This is a genomic window from Streptomyces sp. NPDC090045, assembly GCF_044747975.1.
Lineage (GTDB): Bacteria > Actinomycetota > Actinomycetes > Streptomycetales > Streptomycetaceae > Streptomyces.
In genome coordinates this window covers 792311-813518 of record NZ_JBIVFA010000001.1, presented here as the reverse complement: position 1 = coordinate 813518, position 21208 = coordinate 792311, and the positions used below count along the sequence as shown (strand labels likewise).

Sequence of the window (21208 nt, the reverse complement as noted above, 5' to 3'; positions counted from 1 at the left end):
TCACAGCTGGTGCTCCAGAGGAGTGGCGGAGGGCCGGGCGTCGAGCAGGGCTCGCAGCACGGGGTCGTCGCCGACCGCGACCGGGTGGCCGACGCATTCGAGCATCGGCAGGTCGGATGGGTGATCGCCGTACGCGTAGCAGTCCCGCGGGTCGATCTCCGGTCGGGCGGCGAGGAACCGACGGACCGCGACCGCCTTCTGCGCACCGATCATCGGGGTCTCGATCAGCCCCGTGTAGGTACCGTCACCACCCGGGCCGGCCGGGCCGGCCGCCTCGACGAGAGGGCGGCTGCACAGCAGGTGCCCGGCGCCGACGGACCGCGCGACGGGGTCCAGGCAGGCGGGGAACGAACCCGAGACCAGGACGATTTCGGCGCCGGCCTCGCGGTGGGCGCGCAGCGCGTCCCGGGTCGTGTCGATGAACAGACCGTCCGCGGCGCGGTCCGCGAACCAGCGCTCGCCCCAGGCGGCGACGGTGGCGACGGATTCGCCCTTGTAGGCGGCGTAGTAGGCGCGGTTGATCTGCTCGCGCGGCGTGCCGGCGTCGGCGGCCCGCCGGAAGCCGGCGAGGAGCCGGTCGTACTCGGCCGTCCCGGCGGCACCGTGCCGGCCGGTCAGGTGGTACCGCAGGAAGTCGAACATGCTCTTGCAGTGGATCAGGGTCTCGTCCACGTCGGCGAAGACAAGGTAGGAACGAGAGGTCATGACGGGTCCCTCCTTCTGGTGCGGGATCGGGCTCCGGGCCGCCGCGCGACGGTGGCGGGCACGGTGGCGGGCGTGGTGACGGCGTCGGTCATCGCGTGCGGAAGACGCCGCGCGCCACGTTGAGGCCGTTCACGGCCGCCGGGACACCGGCGTACACGGCCATCTGCAGGATCGTCTCGACGGCGTCCTGCGGTGTGCCGCCGGCGTCGAGAACCGCGTGCACCTGTGCCGTGAGCTGCGGCCGGAGCGTGCCCAGGGCGGTGCAGGCGGCCACGGAGAGGATGGCGCGGGTGAGCGGGTCGAGACCGCCGCGCGAGGTGACGGGGTCGAGGTGGCCGAAGGCACTCTCGACGAGATCGTCCGCGAGGTCCGGGTCGAGGGCGCGCACGGAGGCCAGCACCTGCTCGCAGACCCCGCCGTCGCCGCCCGGGGCCCGCGGCGTTCGCGGCCCGCGCTCGGACCGTTCGGCGGACGGCACGCCCGCGCCCTCGGCGGCGAAGACGGACCGGACGACGCGCAGCGCCTCCAGCGTCGCGGGGAAACCGGCGTAGCCGCTCAGCCACAGGACCGTTTCGACGATCTCGCGGCGGTCGCACCCGACGTTGCGTGCGCCCCGTACGTGGAACTCCAGCTGCGGGGCGGCGTTGCCCAGCGCGGTGAGTGCCGCGACGGTGACGAGCTGGCGGGTGGGCAGCTCCAGGCCCGGGCGGGAACAGATGTCGCCGAAGGCGAAGCCGACGACCAGCTCACCGAAGCCGGGGGCCACGTCCTGGAAACCGTCGAGGATGCCGGGCCGCTCGGTGGCCTCGATCCGGCGCAGCGTCCGCAGCCCGCGCTCCATGCGGTCGTCCTCGTTGTCGTGCTCGGTGCCGGGGCGGGGGCGGGGGGTGCTCATGCCGGGCTTCCTTCCTGGTGCGGTGCGGTGCGGTGCCGGGCGTCGTGCCCGGTGCCGGGAGCGGGCGGTGTCAGGCGCCGCCGGCCCGGCTGAGCAGTGCGAAATCCGGGTCGGACCCCAGCGCGCCGCCTTCGGACCAGCGGTTTCGCGGCACCTCCTGGACGTAGACGGTGATCCGGTCGCGCGGCGCTCCGGTGACCCGGTGCACGGTCTCCGTCAGCTCTTCCACGAGCTCGCGGCACTTGTCGTCGTCCTCGCTGGGCCAGGTCGTCACGGAAATGATCGGCATGGTGGTGGTTCCTCTCGTCAGCCGGTGGTGATGAATTCGCCGAAGCTCGGTCCCTGCAGCTTCAGTTGCGCGTGGATGTCCCCGCCCAGACCGAACTGGCCGATCGCTCCGCCGTAGTTCTGCTGGTAGCTCATCCACAGCACGACGACGTTCACGATGCGATTGCCGCCGGTGCCGGGCGCCGGGAAGGGGTCGGGGAGCACCGCCCGGTAGCGGCCCCTGCCGTCCTGGTCGGTGACGAAGGCGTTGGGCACCCCGAGCGGTCCGGGCCGGGTCGGCCCGGCCGGGTCCAGGTCGTGCTCGCGCAGCGACATGACCGTGTACAGGCTGTTCGGCAGCATCCCGGAGAACTCGAAGCCGAACTCCCCGGATTTCCTGTCGTCGCTCAGCCGTACCTCGAGCTCGCCGCGCGCCCGGCCCCAGGTGCCGAGCGTCACCGGTTCGGTCACCTTCGGCCCGTCCTGCGCCCGCAGGTCCGGCACGGCGACCTGGTGGAACGGGTAGCTGGGGCGGACGACCTCGGACGCGTCCGGGAACTGCTCGGGGGCGAACACCATCGGGTAGTTGCTGCACGGCAGCGGCAGCGGCAGCGTGTGGAGCACGATCGCGTTGTCGGCGGGGCTGAACTGGCCGGGGTGGTCCGGCAGTTCACGAATGATGCGGTACGGCTCGTTCCGGCCGAACTCCGGCAGCGGGCTGTCGGCGGCGACGATCGCGCACCCCCAGCCGTTCGAGACGCCGCCCGCCCCGTCGTCACGGTTGATGCGACCGATCACGACGAAGTCGCCGTTCGCGTCCATCACTTCGCTGGGCGGGTAGGCCGGCCCCTGGGTGGTGAGACTCAGCTGGTAGGTGCGCGACGGTCCCATCCGCTTCTCCTCATCTGGTTTCTGGTCCTGCGACGGGTCGGCGTGCGGCGCCTACGCCACGCGGGCGTAGATCGTGGTGTAGAGACCGCGCTCGCCGCCCGCGATGAAGCGGTCACCGGCCTGGCGGACGATCTCCTGGTAACGCGGGGAGGTGAACACCGCGTTGTACTCGGCCGGGTCGCAGTTGAACCCGGAGACGAACATGACACCGGGTTCGGTGCTCAGCACCGAGTGGTACGCCTCGAAGGCCTCGACCTCGTCGGCGCCGCGCACCACGTCGTAGATGGTCTCCTCGCGCCAGGCGCGGTACGCGCTGTACACCCGCGGCGGCACCTCGATGTGGCGCATCTGCACGTAGGCCGTCTGCGGCAGCGGGGTGTCGACCGGCTTGGGCGCGTCGACGAAGCCCAGCACCTGACGGCGGAAGTCGCCCTCGGCCGCCGGGGCCAGCGTCTCCCACAGCTGGTCCCAGTCGGCGCGCAGGGCGCCGAGCTGCTCCCAGCCGGCGAGCGGGGCCAGCTCCAGGAGGGTGGAACCCTCCAGGCTGCGGAACAGCGCACGGCCTTCGAACGCCGACGCGGCGTGGTGGGCCTTCCATGCGGTGGCGGCGGCATCGACCTGGTCGGGCTTGACCGACAGTTCCACGGCGGTGATGAGTGATGCGGACATGACTGTGCTCCTCGGGGGATCTGTGAAAGGGAGAATCGGCCGACGGCCGGAATGCGGCGGCGGTCGGAGAGAACGGCCTGGGGCCGGGGTGCGGCGGCGGCCGGGGAATCGGCCTGGGGCCGGGGTCTGTCAGACGCCGGAAAGGGCGTCGGCCGGGGCCCGGAGCGTGTGCTCGACGGCCCGGCGGGCGCGCCGGTCCTCCTTGGCCTCGATCACGTCGGTGTCGAAGGCGGTGAAGGCCAGCTGGGTGAAGGCGGCGCGGCGGCCGGCCTGGTGGATGCCGACCTCGGCGCTGAAGGAGAGCCGGGACGGGTCCTGAGTCCGGGACTCGGTGATCCGGTACTCGATGGTCGAACACAGCGGGAACAGGAAGTTCTCGAAGGCGGTGTTCATGTGCTCGATGACGAAGTAGTACTTGCGCTGCGGCCACTGGGCGGCGAAGAACCGCTCGGTCACGGCGAGGAACATCTGCCGGGACGCCTCGATGGCGACCATGCCCTGCACATGCTGGCCGGTCTGGTGGTCGAGCAGGAGCTCGTTGTCGTTGTGCAGCCGCAGTCCGGCGCCGAAGAGCGAGTCGTCCACCTGGTGCAGATCCGCGATCAGGGCGTTGGCGACCTGGTGCTTGTGGACCTCGCCGGCTCCGCTGAGGGTGGAGGGCTGAAGCCGGATGTGCATGCGGTCCAGGCCGCGATGGCGCAGTTCCTCGACGATGACGAACACATCGGCCTCGGACACGCCCTGGGCGCTTTCGACGAGGACCGGAACGCCGTCCTTGGCGTAGACGCCGCGCCGGATGTCGTCGACTAACTGCGAGACGGTGAACACGTTCTCCTGGACGGCGAACCCTCTGAACCGGTCCCCGACCAGGACGATGCTCTGGATCGACTGATTGATTGGAACTCCTCGGTAGTGGAGCCCTGCGGCATGGAACTGCCACGGCGGGCGACCAGAGTGATGAGTGTGCGAAGCGCGAAGACCGTGGCGTTCCGAGCGCCGCGCGGCCCCGGCCCAGGCTGTGTGCCGGGCTGTACCAGGGCCCGGCGGCTCTGTCGAGGTGCCTGCCGGGCTGATGTCACCGACACTAAGCGATCATGCGAAAGGGTGCAACCAACTAGATGGTTTTTTAACCATCCAGTTGGTTGGCCGCTAAGCTGAGTTCATGACCAAGGACGCAACCCGAGACACGCCGACCCGTCTCCTGGACGCGGCCCGTGCGGAGTTCGCCAAGTTCGGCATCGCAGGCGCCAGGGTGGACCGCATCGCCGAGCAGGCCGCGGCGAACAAGCAGCGCCTGTACTCCTACTTCGGCAGCAAGGAGCAGTTGTTCTCCACCGTCCTGGCGCACGCGTACCGGGAACTGGGCGAGCAGGTGCCGGTGCCGACGACGCGGGAGGACCTCGAGCACTACGTCGGCCGGATCTTCGACTACCACCGCCGTGACACCAGTCTCGTGCGGCTCCTGGCCTGGGAGGGCCTGCACTACGGGGACGCCGCGATTCCCGGCGAGGAGGAGCGCCAGGCGTACTACCTGAGCAAGAACGAGACCCTCGGCAAGGCACTGTCCCTCACCTCGCCCCAAGAGGTCGGTCATCTGCTGATGACCCTGATCGGGATCGCCTCCTGGCCCTTCGTGGTGGAGCAGCAGCGCCGGCTGATGGCAGGCCTCGCGCCCGACGACGAAGAAGGCTGGGACCACTTGCGCGCCAGCCTCACGTCGTACGCGTGCGCGGTCATCAACAGCCGCGCGCCCGCACCGGACCCCGTTGCTTCACCGTGACGTCCGGCGGGGCTAACGGCAGGTGCGCCGCCAAGCGCCCAGTTCGTACTTCTTCTCCAGGGAGCTCAGTTTCAGTTCGCGCGATTGGGCGCAGAAGCGGGCCGTCGGGAGTTCGTACTCCACGTGGAAGACGGCCTTGCCCGCTTCGATGAAGGGGGTCAGCTTCTCGCACTCGCGATACTGCGCGCACTGCTCGTTCACCGCGAAGTCGAACTCGCCGACGAGCTCCGGGATCTGGTCCAGGTCGTTCTTGAGGCCGACCGCCATCCCCCGGTCGTGCGCCAGCTTCGCGATCAACCGGTTGTAGCGCAGCTGGTCGTCGGCGGTGAGCGGGAAGCCGGACGTGTTGCGGTAGGCGTCCATGTTGTCCGGCTCGACCGCGTCGAAGCCCTTGTCCCGGCACATGTCGAACCGTTTGGCCATCAGCGGCTCCAGCTCGGCCACCCGGCGGATGTCCAGCCAGCGTTCCCCCTCCCAGCCGTTGCCCTGGCCGAGCAGTTCCTTCGGGAACGCCTCCGCGTCGGGGCGGAAGTCCTCCCAGGCTCCGGTGGAGAGGTAGCAGATGGTCTTGCGCCCGGCCTTCTTCAGGGCCGTGACCTGCTGCTTGGTGGTGGTGAAGCCGTCGACGTCGTACACGGGCGCCTTCACCGAGGTGTCGAGCTTCCCGGTGAGCTGCCACTGCCAGCCGACGCCCGGCGGGGGCTGCCAGAGCTCCCCCGGCGCCTGGTCGGGCCACAAGTACGGCTCGTCCTCGCCGTCGTCCGGCGGCCCCGCGGTACAGGCGGCGAGCAGGAGCAACGGCAGGAGCAGCAGGAGTCTCAGCCGTTTCATACCGCCGCCTCCAGGGCGTACGGGAGGGTCCCCCACGGGTGGGCGCCGGTGCCGGGGACCGCGCAGTGCACGCCCGCCCGCCGCTCCTCGGCGAGCTCGGCGGCGGGCGCGCCCGGCGGCACCGCGTACACGAGGTGGCAGAACCGCTGGGCGGGATGGTCCGCGGTCCAGGGCGGTACGGCGGCCGCGTCCCGGTAGGCGTCCCAGGGGCCCTCGAAGGTGACGAGCAGGTCCGCGAGTTCGGCGTAGCCGGGATGCGGGTGGACCCCGTGGTTGAGGACGAGGGTGCGGGCGCCCGCGGCCCGTGCCGCGACCGCGAGCCGCCCGTAGTGCGGGAGGAGTTCCGGATCGGCGGAGGCCTGGTCGAGGAAGGCCCCGTCCGTGGCGTACCAGTCGCGGTGGCGCAGCAGGTCCTGCACCACCGCGGCGTGCGGGCGCCGCCCGTAGTCGGTGTCGGCGTACCCGAGGACGGGCACCCCGGCCTCGCGCAGCCGCTCGGCGACGCGGGCGAACCGCTCGTCGGGGGCTGCGCCCGGACCGCTGTCGGGGTTGAGCACCACCGAGTGCAGCCGGCCGGCGGAGTCTATGAGCCGCTCCCAGGCCTCGGGCCGGTCGGCGGGGTGCTCGTAGAGGGGCACCAGCAGCATGGGGTCCATCTTCTCCTGCGTCTCGTACGTGTCGGACGTCATCGGTGGGCGGTGGCGCGGCCGAGGAGCAGGCAGACCAGGGTGGCCAGGACGGCGGCGGCGGTGCCCGCGACCACCAGCTGGACGGCCCGGGGCTGGCCCAGCCCGGTCAGCAGGGCCAGGCTCTGGGCGACGGCGGCCGAGGCGCAGACCGCGGCGGCGGGCCGGACCGCTCCGAAGGACTGCAGGAGCAGCCCCGTCCACATCACCGCCCCGAGCAGCAGCAGGGTGGCGACCCGGACTCCGGTGAGGCCGGGGGCGCCGGGCCACAGGAGGGTTCCGGTCAGGCCGAGGAGCAGCAGCACCGCCAGGTAGACGGCGAGGCACCGGGCCAGCGTGCCGAGCATCCGCTGCCGGAAGGCGCCGGGCGAGCGGGCGCCCTGGAGCCCGGAGAGGCTGCCGCTGCGGAAGCGGTGGAGCAGCCATTCGGCGGGACCCATGCTGAGGGTGAGGGCGACCGCCGAGGGGGCGGCGACCGCTTCGGCGGGGCCGCCGGCGAGCACCTCTCCGAGGGCGGCGTACAGCACGAGCAGGCCGGTGCCGAGGCCGAAGACCCCGTACGGCACGGAGTCCCCGAGCCGGGGCCCGCGGGCCGCGAGTTCCTCCTCGGCGCCGCGCAGCATCTGCCAGCGCACGGGGCCCTTGCCGGGCCGGCGCACCGCCCAGCCGCGGATCCGGAGCACGGCGGCCCGCATCCCGTCGGCCAGCGGGAGTTCCCGTACGGCCAGGGTGCAGGCGGCCACCAGGGACACCACGAGCAGGGTGACCCGTACCGGCACGGGCAGGTCGACGAAGAGCACGAGCAGCGCCCCGGCGGCCATCGGGCCGAGTGCGGCGAGCAGCACCCGCTCCCGGCCGAGGACCAGCAGGCAGGTGGCGGCCCCGACGTACAGGGCCTGTCCGGCGGCGAAGGCGTACGAGAACGGCGGCCCGCCGGGCACGGCCAGCGCGGCGGCGGTGCCCAGCAGGGATCCGACGGGGGCGCCGACGAGCAGGGTGCGACCGGCGGCAGCCCGGTCCCCGAGGCCCAGCCAGGAGTAGGCCCGGTGGGAGAGGGTCTGGTCCCAGACCCAGCCGATGAGCGCCCCGGCGAGCAGGGTGAGCGTCCCGGCCGGCAGGCCGAGCCGGTCCTGCGGGCCTTCGAGGAGGGGCGCGCCGAGGAGGTAGGCGAGGCCGGGCAGGGCGAAGATCACCCCGCGCAGCAGGCAGGCGGTGAGGGAGACCTTCCAGGGGTCGGGGGCGGCGCCCGGGTCCGGGAAGGAGCGGGGGACCCGGGCGTAGAGCTCCTCGGCGAGGCTGAAGGAGTCGTGCCGGCCGTAGGTGAGCCGGATGTGTTCGTCCGTCATGCCGTCGGATTCGAGGATGGCGGCGATCTCGTCGGGGTGGACGGCGGCGGAGATGAACCCGCCGAGGCGTTCGGCGAGTTCGTCCATCGGGTCGGCGGCCGGTCCGGGGCCGTCGCGGCGCGGGCGCGGGATGGCCGGGAGGGTGTCGGCGCCGGGGCCCGCGCCGGGCGGCTTGAGCCAGAGGGATCCGCTCACCACAGGCTCCCGTCGGCGGCGAGTTCGCGGTACCAGGGATCGGCGAGCCGCTGGGTCCAGCTGTCTCCGGCGTGGACGGGCAGCACGGGCTGGCCGGCGAGTTCCCGGTAGATGTGCCGGAAGCCGTCCACGGACTGGTGGAGGGTGAACTTCTCCACCACCCGTTTGCGGGCCAGCCGGCCGAGCTCGGCGCGGCGTTCGTCGTCGCGGAGCAGGGCGAGGGTGGCGCGGGCCATGGTCTCGGGCTCGCGCGGCGGGACGACCAGACCGGTGTCGCCGACGGCCTCGCGGACCCCGCCGACGTCGGTGGAGACGGTGGTGCGTCCGCAGGACATGGCCTCGATGATGCTGAAGGGGAAGCCCTCGCTGATGCTGGAGAGCATCACGACGTGGCCGGCGGCGTAGGCCTGGGCGACCTGCTCGATGCGGCCCTCGTACGTGATCCCGTCGCTCACCCCGAGTTCGGCGGCGAGGTCCTCCAGCCGGAGCTTGTACGCCTCGCAGCCGGCCGGGACCGGCCCGAAGAGGCGCAGCCGCAGGGCGGGCAGTTCCTCGCGCATGAAGGCGTAGGCCCGGACGAGGGTTTCGAGGTCCTTGATGGGGTCGATGCGGCCGCACCAGCTGAGGGTGGGCACGTCCGGTTCCGGGCCGGCCTCGGGGAAGGCGTGCGGGTCGACGCCGTTGTAGACGGTGCGGATGCGCTCGGAGTCGGCGCCTCCGCGCTCCTCCCAGCGGCGGTTGTACTGGTTGCACGGGGTGATCAGGTCGGCCTGCCGGTAGCCCTCGGTGTTGAGCTCGCGGTAGAAGCCGAGCATGAGCGCCTTGACGGGCCAGCGCTGTCCGGCGCTGCGGTAGCCGAGGTAGCGCTCGCGCAGGTAGATGCCGTGCTCGGTGAGCAGGAAGGGGACCCCGTCGAGGTGTTTGGCGGCGAGGGCCGGAAGGGTGGCCAGGCCGCTGCTGACGGCGTGGGCGACGCTGTCGGGCGGGATCCGTACGCCGAGCGGGCGCAGCGCGTGTTCCAGCAGGTCGGTGGCGGTGAGCGCGTCGTGGATGGTGGGCTCGGCCGCGGCGGTGGTCAGGCCGGGGCGGGTCCACACGGTCATCAGCAGCCGCAGAACCGATTCGGAGCGCAGGGCCGGTGCCAGTTTCCCGGCCCGGGCGAGGACGGCGAGTTCGCGCAGGGCCGCGGAGAATCCGTGCCGGGCGGGGTCGCCCGCGGGATCGAGCAGGGAGAGCAGGAAGGTTTCGTAGACCTCGGTGAAGCGGCGGTGGGCCTTGCCCCGCAGAGCTGAACGGCGGCCGCGTCCGGGGGGCGGACCCCAGAGCGGGACGGCGGTGTGCCGGTAGACGTTGCGCGGCAGTTCCCAGGTGACCGGCTCGCGTCCGGAGCCGGTCAGGGCTATGACGTTGAAGTCGACCTCCGGCATGCCGCGCACCAGTTGGTCGCACCAGGTGCTGACTCCCCCGTGGACGTGCGGGTAGGTGCCTTCGGTGAGCATGGTGACGTGACGCCCATGACTCATACGGTGTGTCCCCCCAGGACGGAAAAGGGGCCGGCGCCCATGGGTGTGCGGAGCGCCGGCGCTGGGTGTTGCTCGTGACGGCTTGCTGGACGGACGATCGGCTGAGCGGCGTGAGCGTGACGGACGGTCGGCCGGGCAGCCCGAACGTGACGGACGGTCAGCTGGGCAGCTTGAGCGTGACGGCGCTCTGGAGCAGTTCGGGAGCCGTCCAGGTGGAGCGGGTGCCGGCGTAAGCGGTGCCGAAGTCGGCGGTGCCGAGCAGCATCTGCTTCTTCGTCCCGGTGGGGGCGGTGACCGGGGCGACGACTCCGGACGGCGCCTTGACGGTGACGGTGGTGCCGATGCGGTAGGCGGTGACCTTGCCGTCCGCGAGCGCCTTGTCCCAGGCGGCGCGGCGCTGGAGCTCGACGCCCGTGTCCTTCATGGACTGGTTGACGATCGGCGCGCTGGGCGCGTAGAGGCTGCGGTAGGTGTCGAGGACCTGGTTGAGCACGGGGTAGAGGGTCCGGTCCTCGGCCAGGTTGGCCTGGTGGACGTAGTGCGGGCGGGGGTCGTTGGCCAGCACGTGGCGCAGGGCGGTCCGGGCCTCCTGCGGGACGATGTACTGGAGGTAGCCGGTGTTGACGTCGAGCGCGGCCGGCAGACAGGTGGAGGTCCCCGGGTTGTCCTCGCAGGCACCGCTGCCGCCGGCGGCGCGGCTGGTGTAGATCCAGTTGTACTCGTCGGCCATCTCGGCGTTGGTGCCCGTGTTGTAGTACACGTTCATCGGGTGCCGGGGGACGGTGAGGGCCGCGCCGACCGCCCGCTGTGCGGGTTCGCGGGAGTTGTCGCTGCCGGCCCACTTGACCCCGGTGTCGGCGAGGGCGCCGGCCAGGTTGGGGTTGTCCACGGGCTGCTGCGGTGCGGTCTTGAGCCCGGAGTGCTCACCGGTGACGAGCTCGGTCCGGTCGGTGGTGATGCCCTTGGAGGCGGCCCAGTTGTTGTTGTCGCGGATCTGGGCGGCGATGTCGGCGCGGCTCATGTACTGGACGGCGCCCTGGGCGTTCTTCGTGCACGTCCAGGGGACGACGGCGGTGTTCTGGACGCAGCCGAGGAACGGGTGGGTGTAGGTGTGGTTCATCCAGCGGTACTTGGCGCGGTCGGCGACGAGCTGGGCGGTCAGGGCGTCGACCCCGCCGTTCTCGGCCTTCCACTCCTCGCCGGCGCCCCCGTTGAAGAGCATGTCGAGCTTGAAGCTCTTGGACGTCTGCCACTGCGCCGCGTACACGGCGTCGGCGGCGCTCATCCGGATGGTGCTCTCCTTGCCCTCTCCGCCCTCGCAGGCGTAGTCGCCCGGCGTGCAGTTCAGCTCCTTGTTCCAGCGGGCGTCGGGGGCGAAGACGTCGTCGACGTGGACCGCGAAGTAGTTGCGGCTCTGGCCGAGGTGGACCCCCTGGGTGAGCCAGTCGACGATGCCGCGCGCCAGCAGGCGGAACTGCTGCTGGTACTGGTTGTAGCCGAAGGTGACGACCAGCTCGCTGCGCCCGTCGTGGGTGTACTCGCCGACGAGCGAGGCCCGTCCGGAGCCGACGGGGGCGTCGAGGTAGCTGGTGTAGCCGGGGCGCGGCTTGCCCATGAACCCGAAGCTCTCGGGGACGAGGGCGGAGTTGTCCTCGAAGGTGACCTGTCCGCCGAGGTAGGCGAAGGGGCCCGCCTTGCCGGCCGGGGTGACCGCGGCCTGGGTGCCGTCGAGCTGGCCGCTGTAGCCGCCGTTGTCGGTGTATTCCAGCCCGACGCCCGGGTGCGACCAGGTGTAGGCGTCGACCTGGCGGATCCCGTACGTCGTCTCGTACGCGGCGAGCGCGGCCATCTCGGCCGAGCCCTCGCCGAAGGGGTTCTCGTTCGGCAGGACGACGCCCTGGTACTTGGCGCGCGGCCGGCCGTCGAGCGTGTCGCTGAGGAACGCCGCGTTGATGACCGGGCGGCTCGCGCTGCCCAGCTCGACGCGGGTGTACGGGACTCCGGTGTCCCGGAGCTCCGCGGTGACCGCCTGGACCGAGCTGCCGCCGTCGTCGACGACGAGCACCTTCAGGTCGATCCGCGGTGCCTCGGCCGCCTGGGCGGTCGAGGCGGGTACTGCCACGGACACCAGGGCTGCGGCGGCCATGACGGCGGCGAGCCTGTTCATCCGATTCTTGTTGACCATTTCGGCCTTTCCCCCCGCAGGCATCCCTCGACACGGCCCATGGCGGACGGCCGGGCCGGGGAGGCTCTGTGGAAATCATGCAAAGGAACCCCGCGTCCCCTTGCGAGAGTGGACCGAGTCTCTCGGACCTCGTCAGGTCTACGAGGCAAACCTGGAGCAGAGTCCACGGATGGGTGAACCTGACGGCCCCTTGATCGAACAACTTGCCAAACCTTCGAGTGACGTGCGGGCGAGTCCCTACGCGTAGGCTCATTTCTGGCGGCCGTCGGGCCCGGAATACGATCGCTACGGATGGCCGTCCACCCACTCGGCCCACACACACAAACGGAAGCGAGACTTCACCACCGTGACTGCTCTGACTCTCAGCACTGCCGGCGCGGCGACGCTCCGCGCCGACGCCCTCGTCGTCGGCGTCGCGAAGGGCCCCAAGGGCGCGATCGTCGCCGCGGGCGCCGAGGCCGTGGACCAGGCCTTCGACGGCAAGCTCGCCGGTGTCCTCGACGCACTCGGCGCCTCGGGCGCCGAGGGCGAGGTCACCAAGCTGCCGGCGCCGGCAGGCCTCAAGGTCCCGGTCGTGCTGGCGGTGGGGCTCGGCTCCGTCCCGGAGAAGGACGAGTCGTTCGACGAGGAGGTGCTGCGCCGCGCCGCCGGCGCCGCCGCCCGTGCGCTGCACGGCAGCAAGAAGGCCGGCTTCGCCCTCCCGCTGGAGGACGCCTCGGCCGTCACCGCCGTCGCCGAGGGCGCGCTGCTGGGCGCGTACGCGTTCACCGCCTACCAGGGCGGCGAGACCAAGGTCCGCAACGGCAAGGACTCCGCTCCGAAGCAGCCGCTGACCGAGGTGGCCCTGCTGGGCGCCAAGCCCCGCGACAAGGAGCACAAGGCCGCCGCCGAGCGCGCCGCGGTCGTCGCGGCCGAGGTCAACGTCGCCCGTGACCTGGTGAACACCCCGCCGAACGACCTGACCCCCGAGGCCTTCGCCGCGGTCGCCTCCGCAGCCGCGAAGGAGAACGGCGTCAAGGTCCAGGTGCTGGACGAAAAGGCCCTGGTCAAGGGCGGCTTCGGCGGCATCATGGGCGTCGGCAAGGGCTCCGAGAACCTGCCGCGCCTGGTGAAGCTCAGCTACACGCACCCGAAGGCGGAGAAGACCCTGGCCTTCGTCGGCAAGGGCATCACCTACGACTCGGGCGGCATCTCCCTGAAGCCGGCCGGCCACAACGAGACGATGAAGTGCGACATGGCCGGCGCCGCCGCCGTCTTCGCCGCCGTCGTCGCGGTCGCGAAGCTGGGCCTGCGGGTCAACGTCACCGGCTGGCTCGCGCTCGCCGAGAACATGCCGTCGGGCTCCGCCACCAAGCCGGGTGACGTCCTGCGCATGTACAGCGGCAAGACCGTCGAGGTCCTCAACACGGACGCCGAGGGCCGCCTGGTCCTCGGTGACGCGCTGACCAGGGCCTCCGAGGACGCCCCGGACGCGATCGTCGACGTCGCCACCCTGACCGGCGCCATGGTGCTCGCCCTCGGCGACCGCACCTTCGGGATCATGTCGAACGACGACGCCTTCCGCACGTCGATCCACGAGATCGCCGAGGAGGTCGGCGAGGCCTCCTGGCCGATGCCGCTCCCCGCGGAGCTGCGCAAGACCATGGACTCCCCCACCGCCGACATCGCCAACATGGGTGTCCGCATGGGCGGCGGCCTGGTGGCCGGCCTCTTCCTGCAGGAGTTCGTCGGCGAGGGCATCACCTGGGCCCACCTCGACATCGCCGGCCCCGCCTTCCACGAGGGCGCGCCGCACGGCTACACCCCCAAGGGCGGCACCGGCTCGGCCGTGCGCACCCTGGTCCGGCTGGCCGAGCGCACCGCCACGGGCGACCTGGGCTGACGGCCCGGATGTGAGACGTGACGCACCCCGGGCGCCGGTCAGGGCCCGGGGTGCGTTCGGCTTATGGCGAAACATCGGGGAACCGTACGTTTCTACGCATCGGTAACCCTCGCCTCTGACGGAAGCTCCGTCCACAGTGCGGGCCCGGCGTCCCGCGTTCCCCCGACAAATGCGAAGATGGGTTCTCGGCAGGACAGGGCCCCCACCACAGGGCCGAAGAAACAAGCGGCCGATTACCAGCCGCCGCCCGGTCACAGAGGACCGGTGCCCGGCGCACATGCATGGAGGACGTGACGTGGCGAACGACGCCAGCACCGTTTTCGACCTAGTGATCCTCGGCGGTGGCAGTGGCGGTTACGCCGCGGCGCTGCGCGCATCCCAGCTGGGTCTGGACGTTGCCCTGATCGAGAAGAACAAGCTCGGTGGCACCTGCCTGCACAACGGCTGCATCCCCACGAAGGCTCTGCTGCACGCGGGCGAGATCGCGGACCAGGCTCGTGAAGCCGCCCAGTTCGGTGTCAAGGCCTCCTTCGAGGGCATCGACATCGCGGGGGTCCAGAAGTACAAGGACGAGGTCATCTCGGGCCTTTACAAGGGCCTCCAGGGCCTGGTCGCCTCCCGCAAGGTGACCTACATCGAGGGAGAGGGCCGCCTCTCCTCCCCGACTTCCGTCGACGTGAACGGCCAGCGCATCCAGGGCCGCCACATCCTGCTGGCGACCGGCTCCGTGCCGAAGTCGCTGCCGGGTCTGGACATCGACGGCAACCGCATCATCTCCTCGGACCACGCGCTGGTCCTGGACCGCGTGCCCGAGTCCGCGATCGTCCTGGGCGGCGGCGTCATCGGCGTCGAGTTCGCCTCGGCGTGGAAGTCCTTCGGCTCCGACATCACCGTCATCGAGGGCCTCAAGCACCTCGTGCCGGTCGAGGACGAGAACAGCTCCAAGCTGCTGGAGCGCGCCTTCCGCAAGCGCGGCATCAAGTTCAACCTCGGCACCTTCTTCGACAAGGCCGAGTACACGGAGAACGGCGTCCGCGTGACGCTGGCCGACGGCAAGACCTTCGAGGCCGAGGTGCTCCTGGTCGCGGTCGGCCGCGGACCGGTCTCGCAGGGCCTGGGCTACGAGGAGCAGGGCGTCGCGATGGACCGCGGCTACGTCCTGGTCGACGAGTACATGCAGACCAACGTGCCGACCATCTCGGCCGTCGGTGACCTCGTCCCGACCCTCCAGCTCGCGCACGTCGGCTTCGCCGAGGGCATCCTGGTCGCGGAGCGTCTGGCCGGTCTCAAGACCGTCCCGATCGACTACGACGGTGTCCCGCGCGTCACCTACTGCCACCCCGAGGTCGCTTCCGTCGGCATCACCGAGGCCAAGGCCAAGGAGATCTACGGCGCGGACAAGGTCGTGGCCCTGAAGTACAACCTGGCGGGCAACGGCAAGAGCAAGATCCTGAAGACCGCGGGCGAGATCAAGCTCGTCCAGGTCAAGGACGGTGCCGTGGTCGGCGTCCACATGGTCGGTGACCGGATGGGCGAGCAGGTCGGCGAGGCCCAGCTGATCTACAACTGGGAGGCTCTGCCGGCCGAGGTCGCGCAGCTCATCCACGCGCACCCGACCCAGAACGAGGCGCTCGGCGAGGCCCACCTGGCCCTGGCCGGCAAGCCGCTTCACTCCCACGACTAATCGTCACGGGCGCGACGACCACTTCCGCACATTCGTTAGGAGCAACTGAAACCATGTCGGTTTCCGTAACCCTTCCGGCGCTCGGTGAGAGCGTCACCGAGGGCACTGTCACCCGCTGGCTGAAGGCCGAGGGCGAGCGCGTCGAGGCCGACGAGCCGCTGCTCGAGGTGTCGACCGACAAGGTCGACACCGAGATCCCGTCGCCCGTCTCCGGCATCCTGGCCTCCATCAAGGTCGCCGAGGACGAGACCGTCGAGGTCGGCGCCGAGCTGGCCGTCATCGACGACGGCTCCGGCGCCCCGGCCGCCGCCGCGGCTCCGGCTGCCGAGCCGGCCGCCGCCCCCGCCCCGGTCGCCGCTCCGGCCCCCGTCGCCGAGGCCCCCGCGGCCCCGGCTCCGGTCGCCGAGGCCCCCGCCGCCGCTGCCCCGGCCGCGTCCGGCACCGATGTCGTGCTCCCCGCCCTGGGCGAGTCCGTCACCGAGGGCACCGTCACCCGCTGGCTGAAGCAGGTCGGCGAGTCCGTCGAGGCCGACGAGCCGCTGCTCGAGGTCTCCACGGACAAGGTCGACACCGAGATCCCCGCCCCGGTCTCCGGCACGCTGCTGGAGATCCGGATCGGCGAGGACGAGACCGCCGAGGTCGGCGCCGTTCTGGCCGTCATCGGCGCCGCCGGTGCCGCCCCCGCGGCCGCCCCGGCCGCCGCCCCGGCTCCGGTCGCTACCCCGGCTGCCGCCGCACCGGCTGTCGCTGCCCCGGCTCCGGTCGTGGCCGCCCCCGCCGCTGCCGCCCCGGTCGCCGCTCCGGCCCCCGTGGCCGCGCCGGCTCCCGTGGCTGCCCCGGCTCCGGTCGCCGCTCCGGCTCCGGTTGCCGCTCCGGCTCCGGCCGCCGCGGTCTCCGCCGGTGACGAGGGCGCGTACGTGACCCCGCTGGTGCGCAAGCTCGCCTCGGAGTCCGGCGTCAACCTGTCCACGGTCTCGGGCACCGGTGTCGGTGGCCGCATCCGCAAGCAGGACGTCCTGGCCGCCGCCGAGGCCGCCAAGGCCGCCGCTGCCGCCCCGGCTCCGGCCGCTGCCGCTCCCGCCGCGAAGGCCCCGGCCGCCGTGGTCTCCGAGCTGCGCGGTCAGACCGTCAAGATGACCCGCATGCGCAAGGTCATCGGCGACAACATGATGAAGGCCCTGCACTCGCAGGCTCAGCTCAGCTCCGTGGTCGAGGTGGACATCACCAAGATCATGAAGCTGCGCGAGAAGGCCAAGGGCGCGTTCCTGGCCCGTGAGGGCGTCAAGCTCTCGCCGATGCCGTTCTTCGTCAAGGCCGCTGCCCAGGCGCTGAAGGCCCACGCGGTCGTCAACGCCCGGATCAACGAGGACGAGGGCACCATCACCTACTTCGACTCGGAGAACATCGGCATCGCCGTGGACTCCGAGAAGGGCCTGATGACCCCGGTCATCAAGGGTGCCGGTGACCTCAACCTGGCGGGCATCTCCAAGGCGACCGCCGACCTGGCCGCCAAGGTCCGCGGCAACAAGATCACGCCGGACGAGCTGTCGGGCGCGACCTTCACCATCAGCAACACCGGCTCGCGCGGTGCGCTGTTCGACACGGTCATCGTGCCCCCGAACCAGGTCGCCATCCTGGGCATCGGTGCCACGGTGAAGCGCCCGGTGGTCATCGAGACCGCCGAGGGCACCAACATCGGCATCCGCGACATGACGTACCTGACCCTGTCCTACGACCACCGCCTGGTGGACGGCGCGGACGCGGCCCGGTACCTCTCGGCCGTCAAGGCGATCCTCGAGGCCGGCGAGTTCGAGGTCGAGCTCGGCCTGTAAGGCTCACCGCACGGCACCAGCTGTCGCACCACGGCGCCCCCGCCCGGAACTTCCTCCGGGCGGGGGCGCCGTCGTCCTCCCGCCTCGGCGGTTTCCTGTAACCAGCCTCACCCGGCGTCCCTGACCGGGAACGCATCGCGTCGGCCTACTCCGCCGTATTGTCTACGCATCAGCCCCGGACCACCCCTGCACCCGCACCCAGGAGATGAACCGCCGATGATCACCCCACCCGTCGTGCACTCGCTGCGCGAGCAGATCCGCGAGCACATCGTGGAGGGGATCGTCAGCGGGCGCTGGAAGCCCGGGGAGCGGATCGTCGAGCGGCGGATCGCCGTGGAGCTGGAGGTCAGCCAGACGCCCGTACGGGAGGCCCTGCGCGAGCTGGAGACCCTGCGGCTGATCGAGTCGGCGCCGAACAAGGGCGTGCGCGTACGGAACCTCTCCGCGGCCGATCTGGAGGAGATCTACCCCGTCCGGGCCGGTCTGGAGCAGATCGCGGCCGAGCTGGCCGCGCCGCGGCTGGCGGCGGACTGCTCGGCGCTGGAGCCGCACGTGGCGGCCCTGTGGGAGGCCGACCGCACCGAGGACGGGACCGCGCAGGTGCGGCACACCGTCGGGTTCCACCGGGAGATGGTCCGGGCGGCCGGGAACAGCGTGCTGCTGCACACCTGGGAGAGCCTGGGCATCGAGGTGTTCACGGCCCTGTCGATCCGCTGGCTGGGAACCGTCCAGAAGTCGTACGCCGAGGAGCACGAGGCCCTCGTCGAGGCCTTCCGGAGTCAGGATCCGGACATCGGCCTGCTGGTGAAGCGGCACGTCCTGGGGTGCGCTCCGAGGGCGTGATCCCCAGACGATCGGCCCGTTTCACCCCCATTTGACCGGCACCGCGTGCCTTTCCGGCTGGCACGCGGTGCCGACTTTCGTCAGATGGACGTTTCTTTGTCACTTTTATTTGATCGATCATCGATCAGCGATTTACAGTCGTCGCGGACCTCAACCAGGTCCGCCAACCCTGTCCTGCCCGTCAGGGATTTTTCACCACCTCTCCATTACCCGGAAGGCGGCGCACAGCGATGTCCGACCCCGTAGGAAAGCTTCCGAGCGAGCTCGACCAGCTCCCGGACCGCGACACCGAGGAGACCGCCGAGTGGGCGGCCTCCCTCGACGCCGTCGCCAAGGCCGCCGGTACACGCCGGGCCGAATACCTGCTGCGTCGCACCCTCCAGCACGCCGAGGCCGCCGGCCTCGCGCTCCCCAAGCTGCTGGAGACGGACTACGTCAACACCATCCCCACCGCCGCGGAGCCCGAGTTCCCCGGTGACGAGGAGATGGAAGCCAAGATCACCGCGTGGAACCGCTGGAACGCGGCCGCCATGGTGACCCGCGGCTCCAAGTACGGCGTCGGCGGCCACATCGCCACCTTCGCCTCCGCCGCGTGGCTGTACGAGACCGGCTTCCAGCACTTCTTCCGCGGGAAGGAGGCCGACGGATCGGGCGACCAGCTCTACATCCAGGGCCACGCCTCCCCCGGCATCTACGCCCGCGCCTTCCTCGACGGGCGCATCTCCGAGCAGCAGCTCGACAACTTCCGCCAGGAGTCCGGCGGCAACGGCCTGCCGTCCTACCCGCACCCGCGGCGCCTGCCGTGGCTGTGGGAGTTCCCCACGGTCTCCATGGGCCTCGGCCCGCTCTCCGCGATCTACCAGGCGCGCTTCAACCGCTACCTGCAGAACCGGAGCATCAAGGACACCGCCAACTCGCACGTCTGGGCCTTCCTGGGCGACGGCGAGATGGACGAGCCCGAGTCGACCGCCGCCCTGGCCCTCGCCTCCCGCGAGCAGCTCGACAACCTGACCTTCGTCATCAACTGCAACCTGCAGCGCCTCGACGGTCCGGTTCGCGCCAACTTCCGCGTGGTCCAGGAGCTGGAGGCCCAGTTCCGCGGCGCCGGCTGGAACGTCATCAAGTCGCTGTGGGGCTCCGCCTGGGACGAGCTGTTCCAGCTCGACACCACGGGTGCCCTGGTACGCCGCCTGCGCGAGGTACCGGACGCGCAGTTCCAGACGTACGCGACCCGCGACGTGGCCTACATCCGCCAGCACTTCTTCGGCGCCAACGCCGAGCTCGTGCAGCTGGCCGGCGTGCTCTCCGACGCGAAGATCGCCGAGTGCTTCCACAGCTCCCGCGGCGGCCACGAGCCCCGCAAGGTCTACGCCGCGTACAAGGCCGCCCTGGAGCACAAGGGTGCGCCGACGGTGATCCTGGCGCAGACCGTCAAGGGCTACACGCTGGGTGCCGGGTTCGAGTCGAAGAACGCGAACCACCAGATGAAGAAGCTGACGATCGACGAGTTCAAGGACATGCGCGACCTCCTTGGCCTCCCGATCCCGGACAGCGCCTTCGCCGACGGCGTCGTGCCCTACGGCCACCCGGGCGCGAACAGCCCCGAGGTCCAGTACCTCAACGAGCGCCGCGCGGCGCTCGGCGGCCCGGCCCCGGCCCGCAAGGTCAAGCAGGTCGCCCTGCCGGCTCCGGCCGACCGTTCCTTCGCCCCGCTACTCAAGGGTTCCGGCAAGCAGGAGATGGCCACCACCATGGCCTTCGTCCGCCTCGTCAAGGACCTGATGCGGGACAAGGAGACCGGCAAGCGCTGGGTGCCGATCGTCCCCGACGAGGCCCGCACCTTCGGCATGGAGTCCCTCTTCCCGTCGGCCGGCATCTACTCGCCGCTGGGCCAGACGTACGAGCCGGTCGACCGCGACCAGCTCATGTACTACAAGGAAGCCAAGGACGGCCAGATCCTCAACGAGGGGATCACCGAGGCCGGCGCCATGGCCGACTTCATCGCCGCCTGCACGTCGTACGCGACGCACGGCGAGCCGATGATCCCCTTCTACATCTTCTACTCGATGTTCGGCTGGCAGCGCACCGCCGACCAGATGTGGCAGCTCGCCGACCAGCTCGGCAAGGGCTTCATCGTCGGCGCCACCGCCGGCCGCACCACCCTGACCGGTGAGGGCCTGCAGCACGCGGACGGCCACTCGCACCTGATCGCGTCCACGAACCCGGCGTCGCTCAACTACGACCCGGCCTTCGCGTACGAGATCGCGGTGATCGTCAAGGACGGTCTGCGCCGGATGTACGGCGAGCAGCCCGAGGACGTCTTCTATTACCTGACGGTCTACAACGAGCCGAAGGTGCAGCCCGCGATGCCCGAGGGCGTCGAGGAAGGCATCCTCAAGGGCCTGTACCGCTTCAACACGGCGGCGGACCTGGCGGAGGCGGCCCCGGCCGCGGACGCCCCGAAGGTCCAGCTGATGGCCTCGGGTACGGCGATCCACTGGATCCTGGAGGCGCAGAAGCTGCTCGCCGCCGACTGGAACGTGTCGGCCGACGTCTGGTCCGCCACCTCCTGGGGCGAGCTGCGCCGCGACGCGCTGGAGTGCGACGAGGCGCTGCTGCGCGGCGAGGTGCGCACCCCGTTCGTCACCCGCGCGCTGGAAGGCGCCCAGGGCCCGGTCCTCGCCGTCTCCGACTGGATGCGTCAGGTCCCGGACCAGATCAGCCAGTGGGTGGAGCAGGACTACACCTCGCTGGGCACGGACGGCTTCGGCCTGTCCGACACCCGTGAGGGCGCCCGCCGCCACTTCGGTGTCGACGCCCAGTCGATCGTGGTGGCCGCGCTGGCCCAGCTCGCCCGCCGCGGCGAGGTGCCGGCGTCCGCCGTCAAGGAGGCCCGGGAGCGCTACGGCCTCTGAGGCTCCGCGTGACGTGCGAAAGGCCGGTGTCCACCCCCGCGGGGGTCGGACACCGGCCTTTCGCCGTACGAGCGGTGGC

General features: G+C 71.2%; 17 protein-coding genes. 6 read left to right on the top strand and 11 right to left on the bottom strand.

All coding sequences use genetic code 11. The features are described 5' to 3' along the window. The 6 genes from ACIPYQ_RS03720 to ACIPYQ_RS03695 all read right to left on the bottom strand — a co-directional run bounded on the left by ACIPYQ_RS03720 (position 1) and on the right by ACIPYQ_RS03695 (position 4255). Entirely contained in the window at positions 1-705 is a 705-nt protein-coding gene (locus tag ACIPYQ_RS03720; protein ID WP_401245758.1) for an HAD family hydrolase, read from the bottom strand. Between the two features lie 88 nt (positions 706-793). Further along, entirely contained in the window at positions 794-1600 is an 807-nt protein-coding gene (locus tag ACIPYQ_RS03715) for a carboxymuconolactone decarboxylase family protein (protein ID WP_401245756.1), read from the bottom strand. A gap of 70 nt (positions 1601-1670) precedes the next feature. After that, the gene (locus tag ACIPYQ_RS03710) at positions 1671-1889 is read right to left on the bottom strand and encodes a 4-oxalocrotonate tautomerase family protein (protein WP_401245754.1); all 219 of its coding nucleotides are present in this window, start codon (positions 1887-1889) and stop codon (positions 1671-1673) included. 17 nt (positions 1890-1906) lie between these two features. Then, the gene (locus ACIPYQ_RS03705) at positions 1907-2758 is read right to left on the bottom strand and encodes a hypothetical protein (RefSeq protein ID WP_361769607.1); all 852 of its coding nucleotides are present in this window, start codon (positions 2756-2758) and stop codon (positions 1907-1909) included. A gap of 51 nt (positions 2759-2809) precedes the next feature. Beyond that, the gene (locus ACIPYQ_RS03700; protein ID WP_361769605.1) at positions 2810-3427 is read right to left on the bottom strand and encodes a hypothetical protein; all 618 of its coding nucleotides are present in this window, start codon (positions 3425-3427) and stop codon (positions 2810-2812) included. A 129-nt stretch (positions 3428-3556) separates the two neighbouring features. Then, positions 3557-4255: an AfsA-related hotdog domain-containing protein gene (locus tag ACIPYQ_RS03695; RefSeq protein ID WP_361769603.1), complete on the bottom strand. Its 699-nt coding sequence runs from the start codon at positions 4253-4255 to the stop codon at positions 3557-3559. Between the two features lie 334 nt (positions 4256-4589). Between ACIPYQ_RS03695 and ACIPYQ_RS03690 the strand changes: the two genes are divergently transcribed. Beyond that, a complete protein-coding gene (locus ACIPYQ_RS03690) occupies positions 4590-5207 on the top strand; it encodes a TetR/AcrR family transcriptional regulator (RefSeq protein WP_401245751.1) in 618 nt (205 codons plus the stop codon). Between the two features lie 12 nt (positions 5208-5219). On the opposite strand, the gene ACIPYQ_RS03685 is transcribed toward ACIPYQ_RS03690, so the two are convergent. The 5 genes from ACIPYQ_RS03685 to ACIPYQ_RS03665 form a co-directional block, all read right to left on the bottom strand. Then, positions 5220-6038: an endo alpha-1,4 polygalactosaminidase gene (locus tag ACIPYQ_RS03685; RefSeq protein ID WP_401245749.1), complete on the bottom strand. Its 819-nt coding sequence runs from the start codon at positions 6036-6038 to the stop codon at positions 5220-5222. Then, positions 6035-6727, bottom strand: coding sequence for a spherulation-specific family 4 protein (locus ACIPYQ_RS03680; RefSeq protein WP_401245747.1), 693 nt, complete (start codon positions 6725-6727; stop codon positions 6035-6037). The genes ACIPYQ_RS03685 and ACIPYQ_RS03680 overlap by 4 nt, the downstream gene beginning before the upstream one ends. Continuing rightward, positions 6724-8265 (bottom strand): hypothetical protein, encoded by a 1542-nt coding sequence (locus ACIPYQ_RS03675; protein ID WP_361769595.1) that lies wholly within the window; start codon positions 8263-8265, stop codon positions 6724-6726. Before ACIPYQ_RS03675 ends, ACIPYQ_RS03680 begins: the two co-directional genes overlap by 4 nt. Continuing rightward, complete coding sequence (pelF, locus tag ACIPYQ_RS03670) at positions 8262-9788, bottom strand: GT4 family glycosyltransferase PelF (RefSeq protein WP_401245745.1); 1527 nt, start codon at positions 9786-9788, stop codon at positions 8262-8264. The genes ACIPYQ_RS03675 and pelF overlap by 4 nt, the downstream gene beginning before the upstream one ends. A gap of 157 nt (positions 9789-9945) precedes the next feature. Beyond that, positions 9946-11973 (bottom strand): hypothetical protein, encoded by a 2028-nt coding sequence (locus ACIPYQ_RS03665; RefSeq protein ID WP_401245743.1) that lies wholly within the window; start codon positions 11971-11973, stop codon positions 9946-9948. A gap of 346 nt (positions 11974-12319) precedes the next feature. On the opposite strand from ACIPYQ_RS03665, the gene ACIPYQ_RS03660 reads away from it, so the two are divergent. From ACIPYQ_RS03660 to aceE, 5 genes are all read left to right on the top strand, one after another. Then, entirely contained in the window at positions 12320-13855 is a 1536-nt protein-coding gene (locus ACIPYQ_RS03660; protein WP_361769589.1) for a leucyl aminopeptidase, read from the top strand. A gap of 295 nt (positions 13856-14150) precedes the next feature. After that, positions 14151-15539, top strand: coding sequence for a dihydrolipoyl dehydrogenase (gene lpdA / locus ACIPYQ_RS03655; protein WP_361769587.1), 1389 nt, complete (start codon positions 14151-14153; stop codon positions 15537-15539). Positions 15540-15592: 53 nt separating this feature from the next. Next, complete coding sequence (sucB, locus tag ACIPYQ_RS03650; protein ID WP_401245740.1) at positions 15593-17371, top strand: 2-oxoglutarate dehydrogenase, E2 component, dihydrolipoamide succinyltransferase; 1779 nt, start codon at positions 15593-15595, stop codon at positions 17369-17371. Between the two features lie 219 nt (positions 17372-17590). Further along, a complete protein-coding gene (locus tag ACIPYQ_RS03645) occupies positions 17591-18214 on the top strand; it encodes a GntR family transcriptional regulator (protein ID WP_319725692.1) in 624 nt (207 codons plus the stop codon). A 230-nt stretch (positions 18215-18444) separates the two neighbouring features. Further along, positions 18445-21129 (top strand): pyruvate dehydrogenase (acetyl-transferring), homodimeric type, encoded by a 2685-nt coding sequence (aceE, locus tag ACIPYQ_RS03640; RefSeq protein WP_401245738.1) that lies wholly within the window; start codon positions 18445-18447, stop codon positions 21127-21129. Positions 21130-21208: the final 79 nt, after the last annotated feature.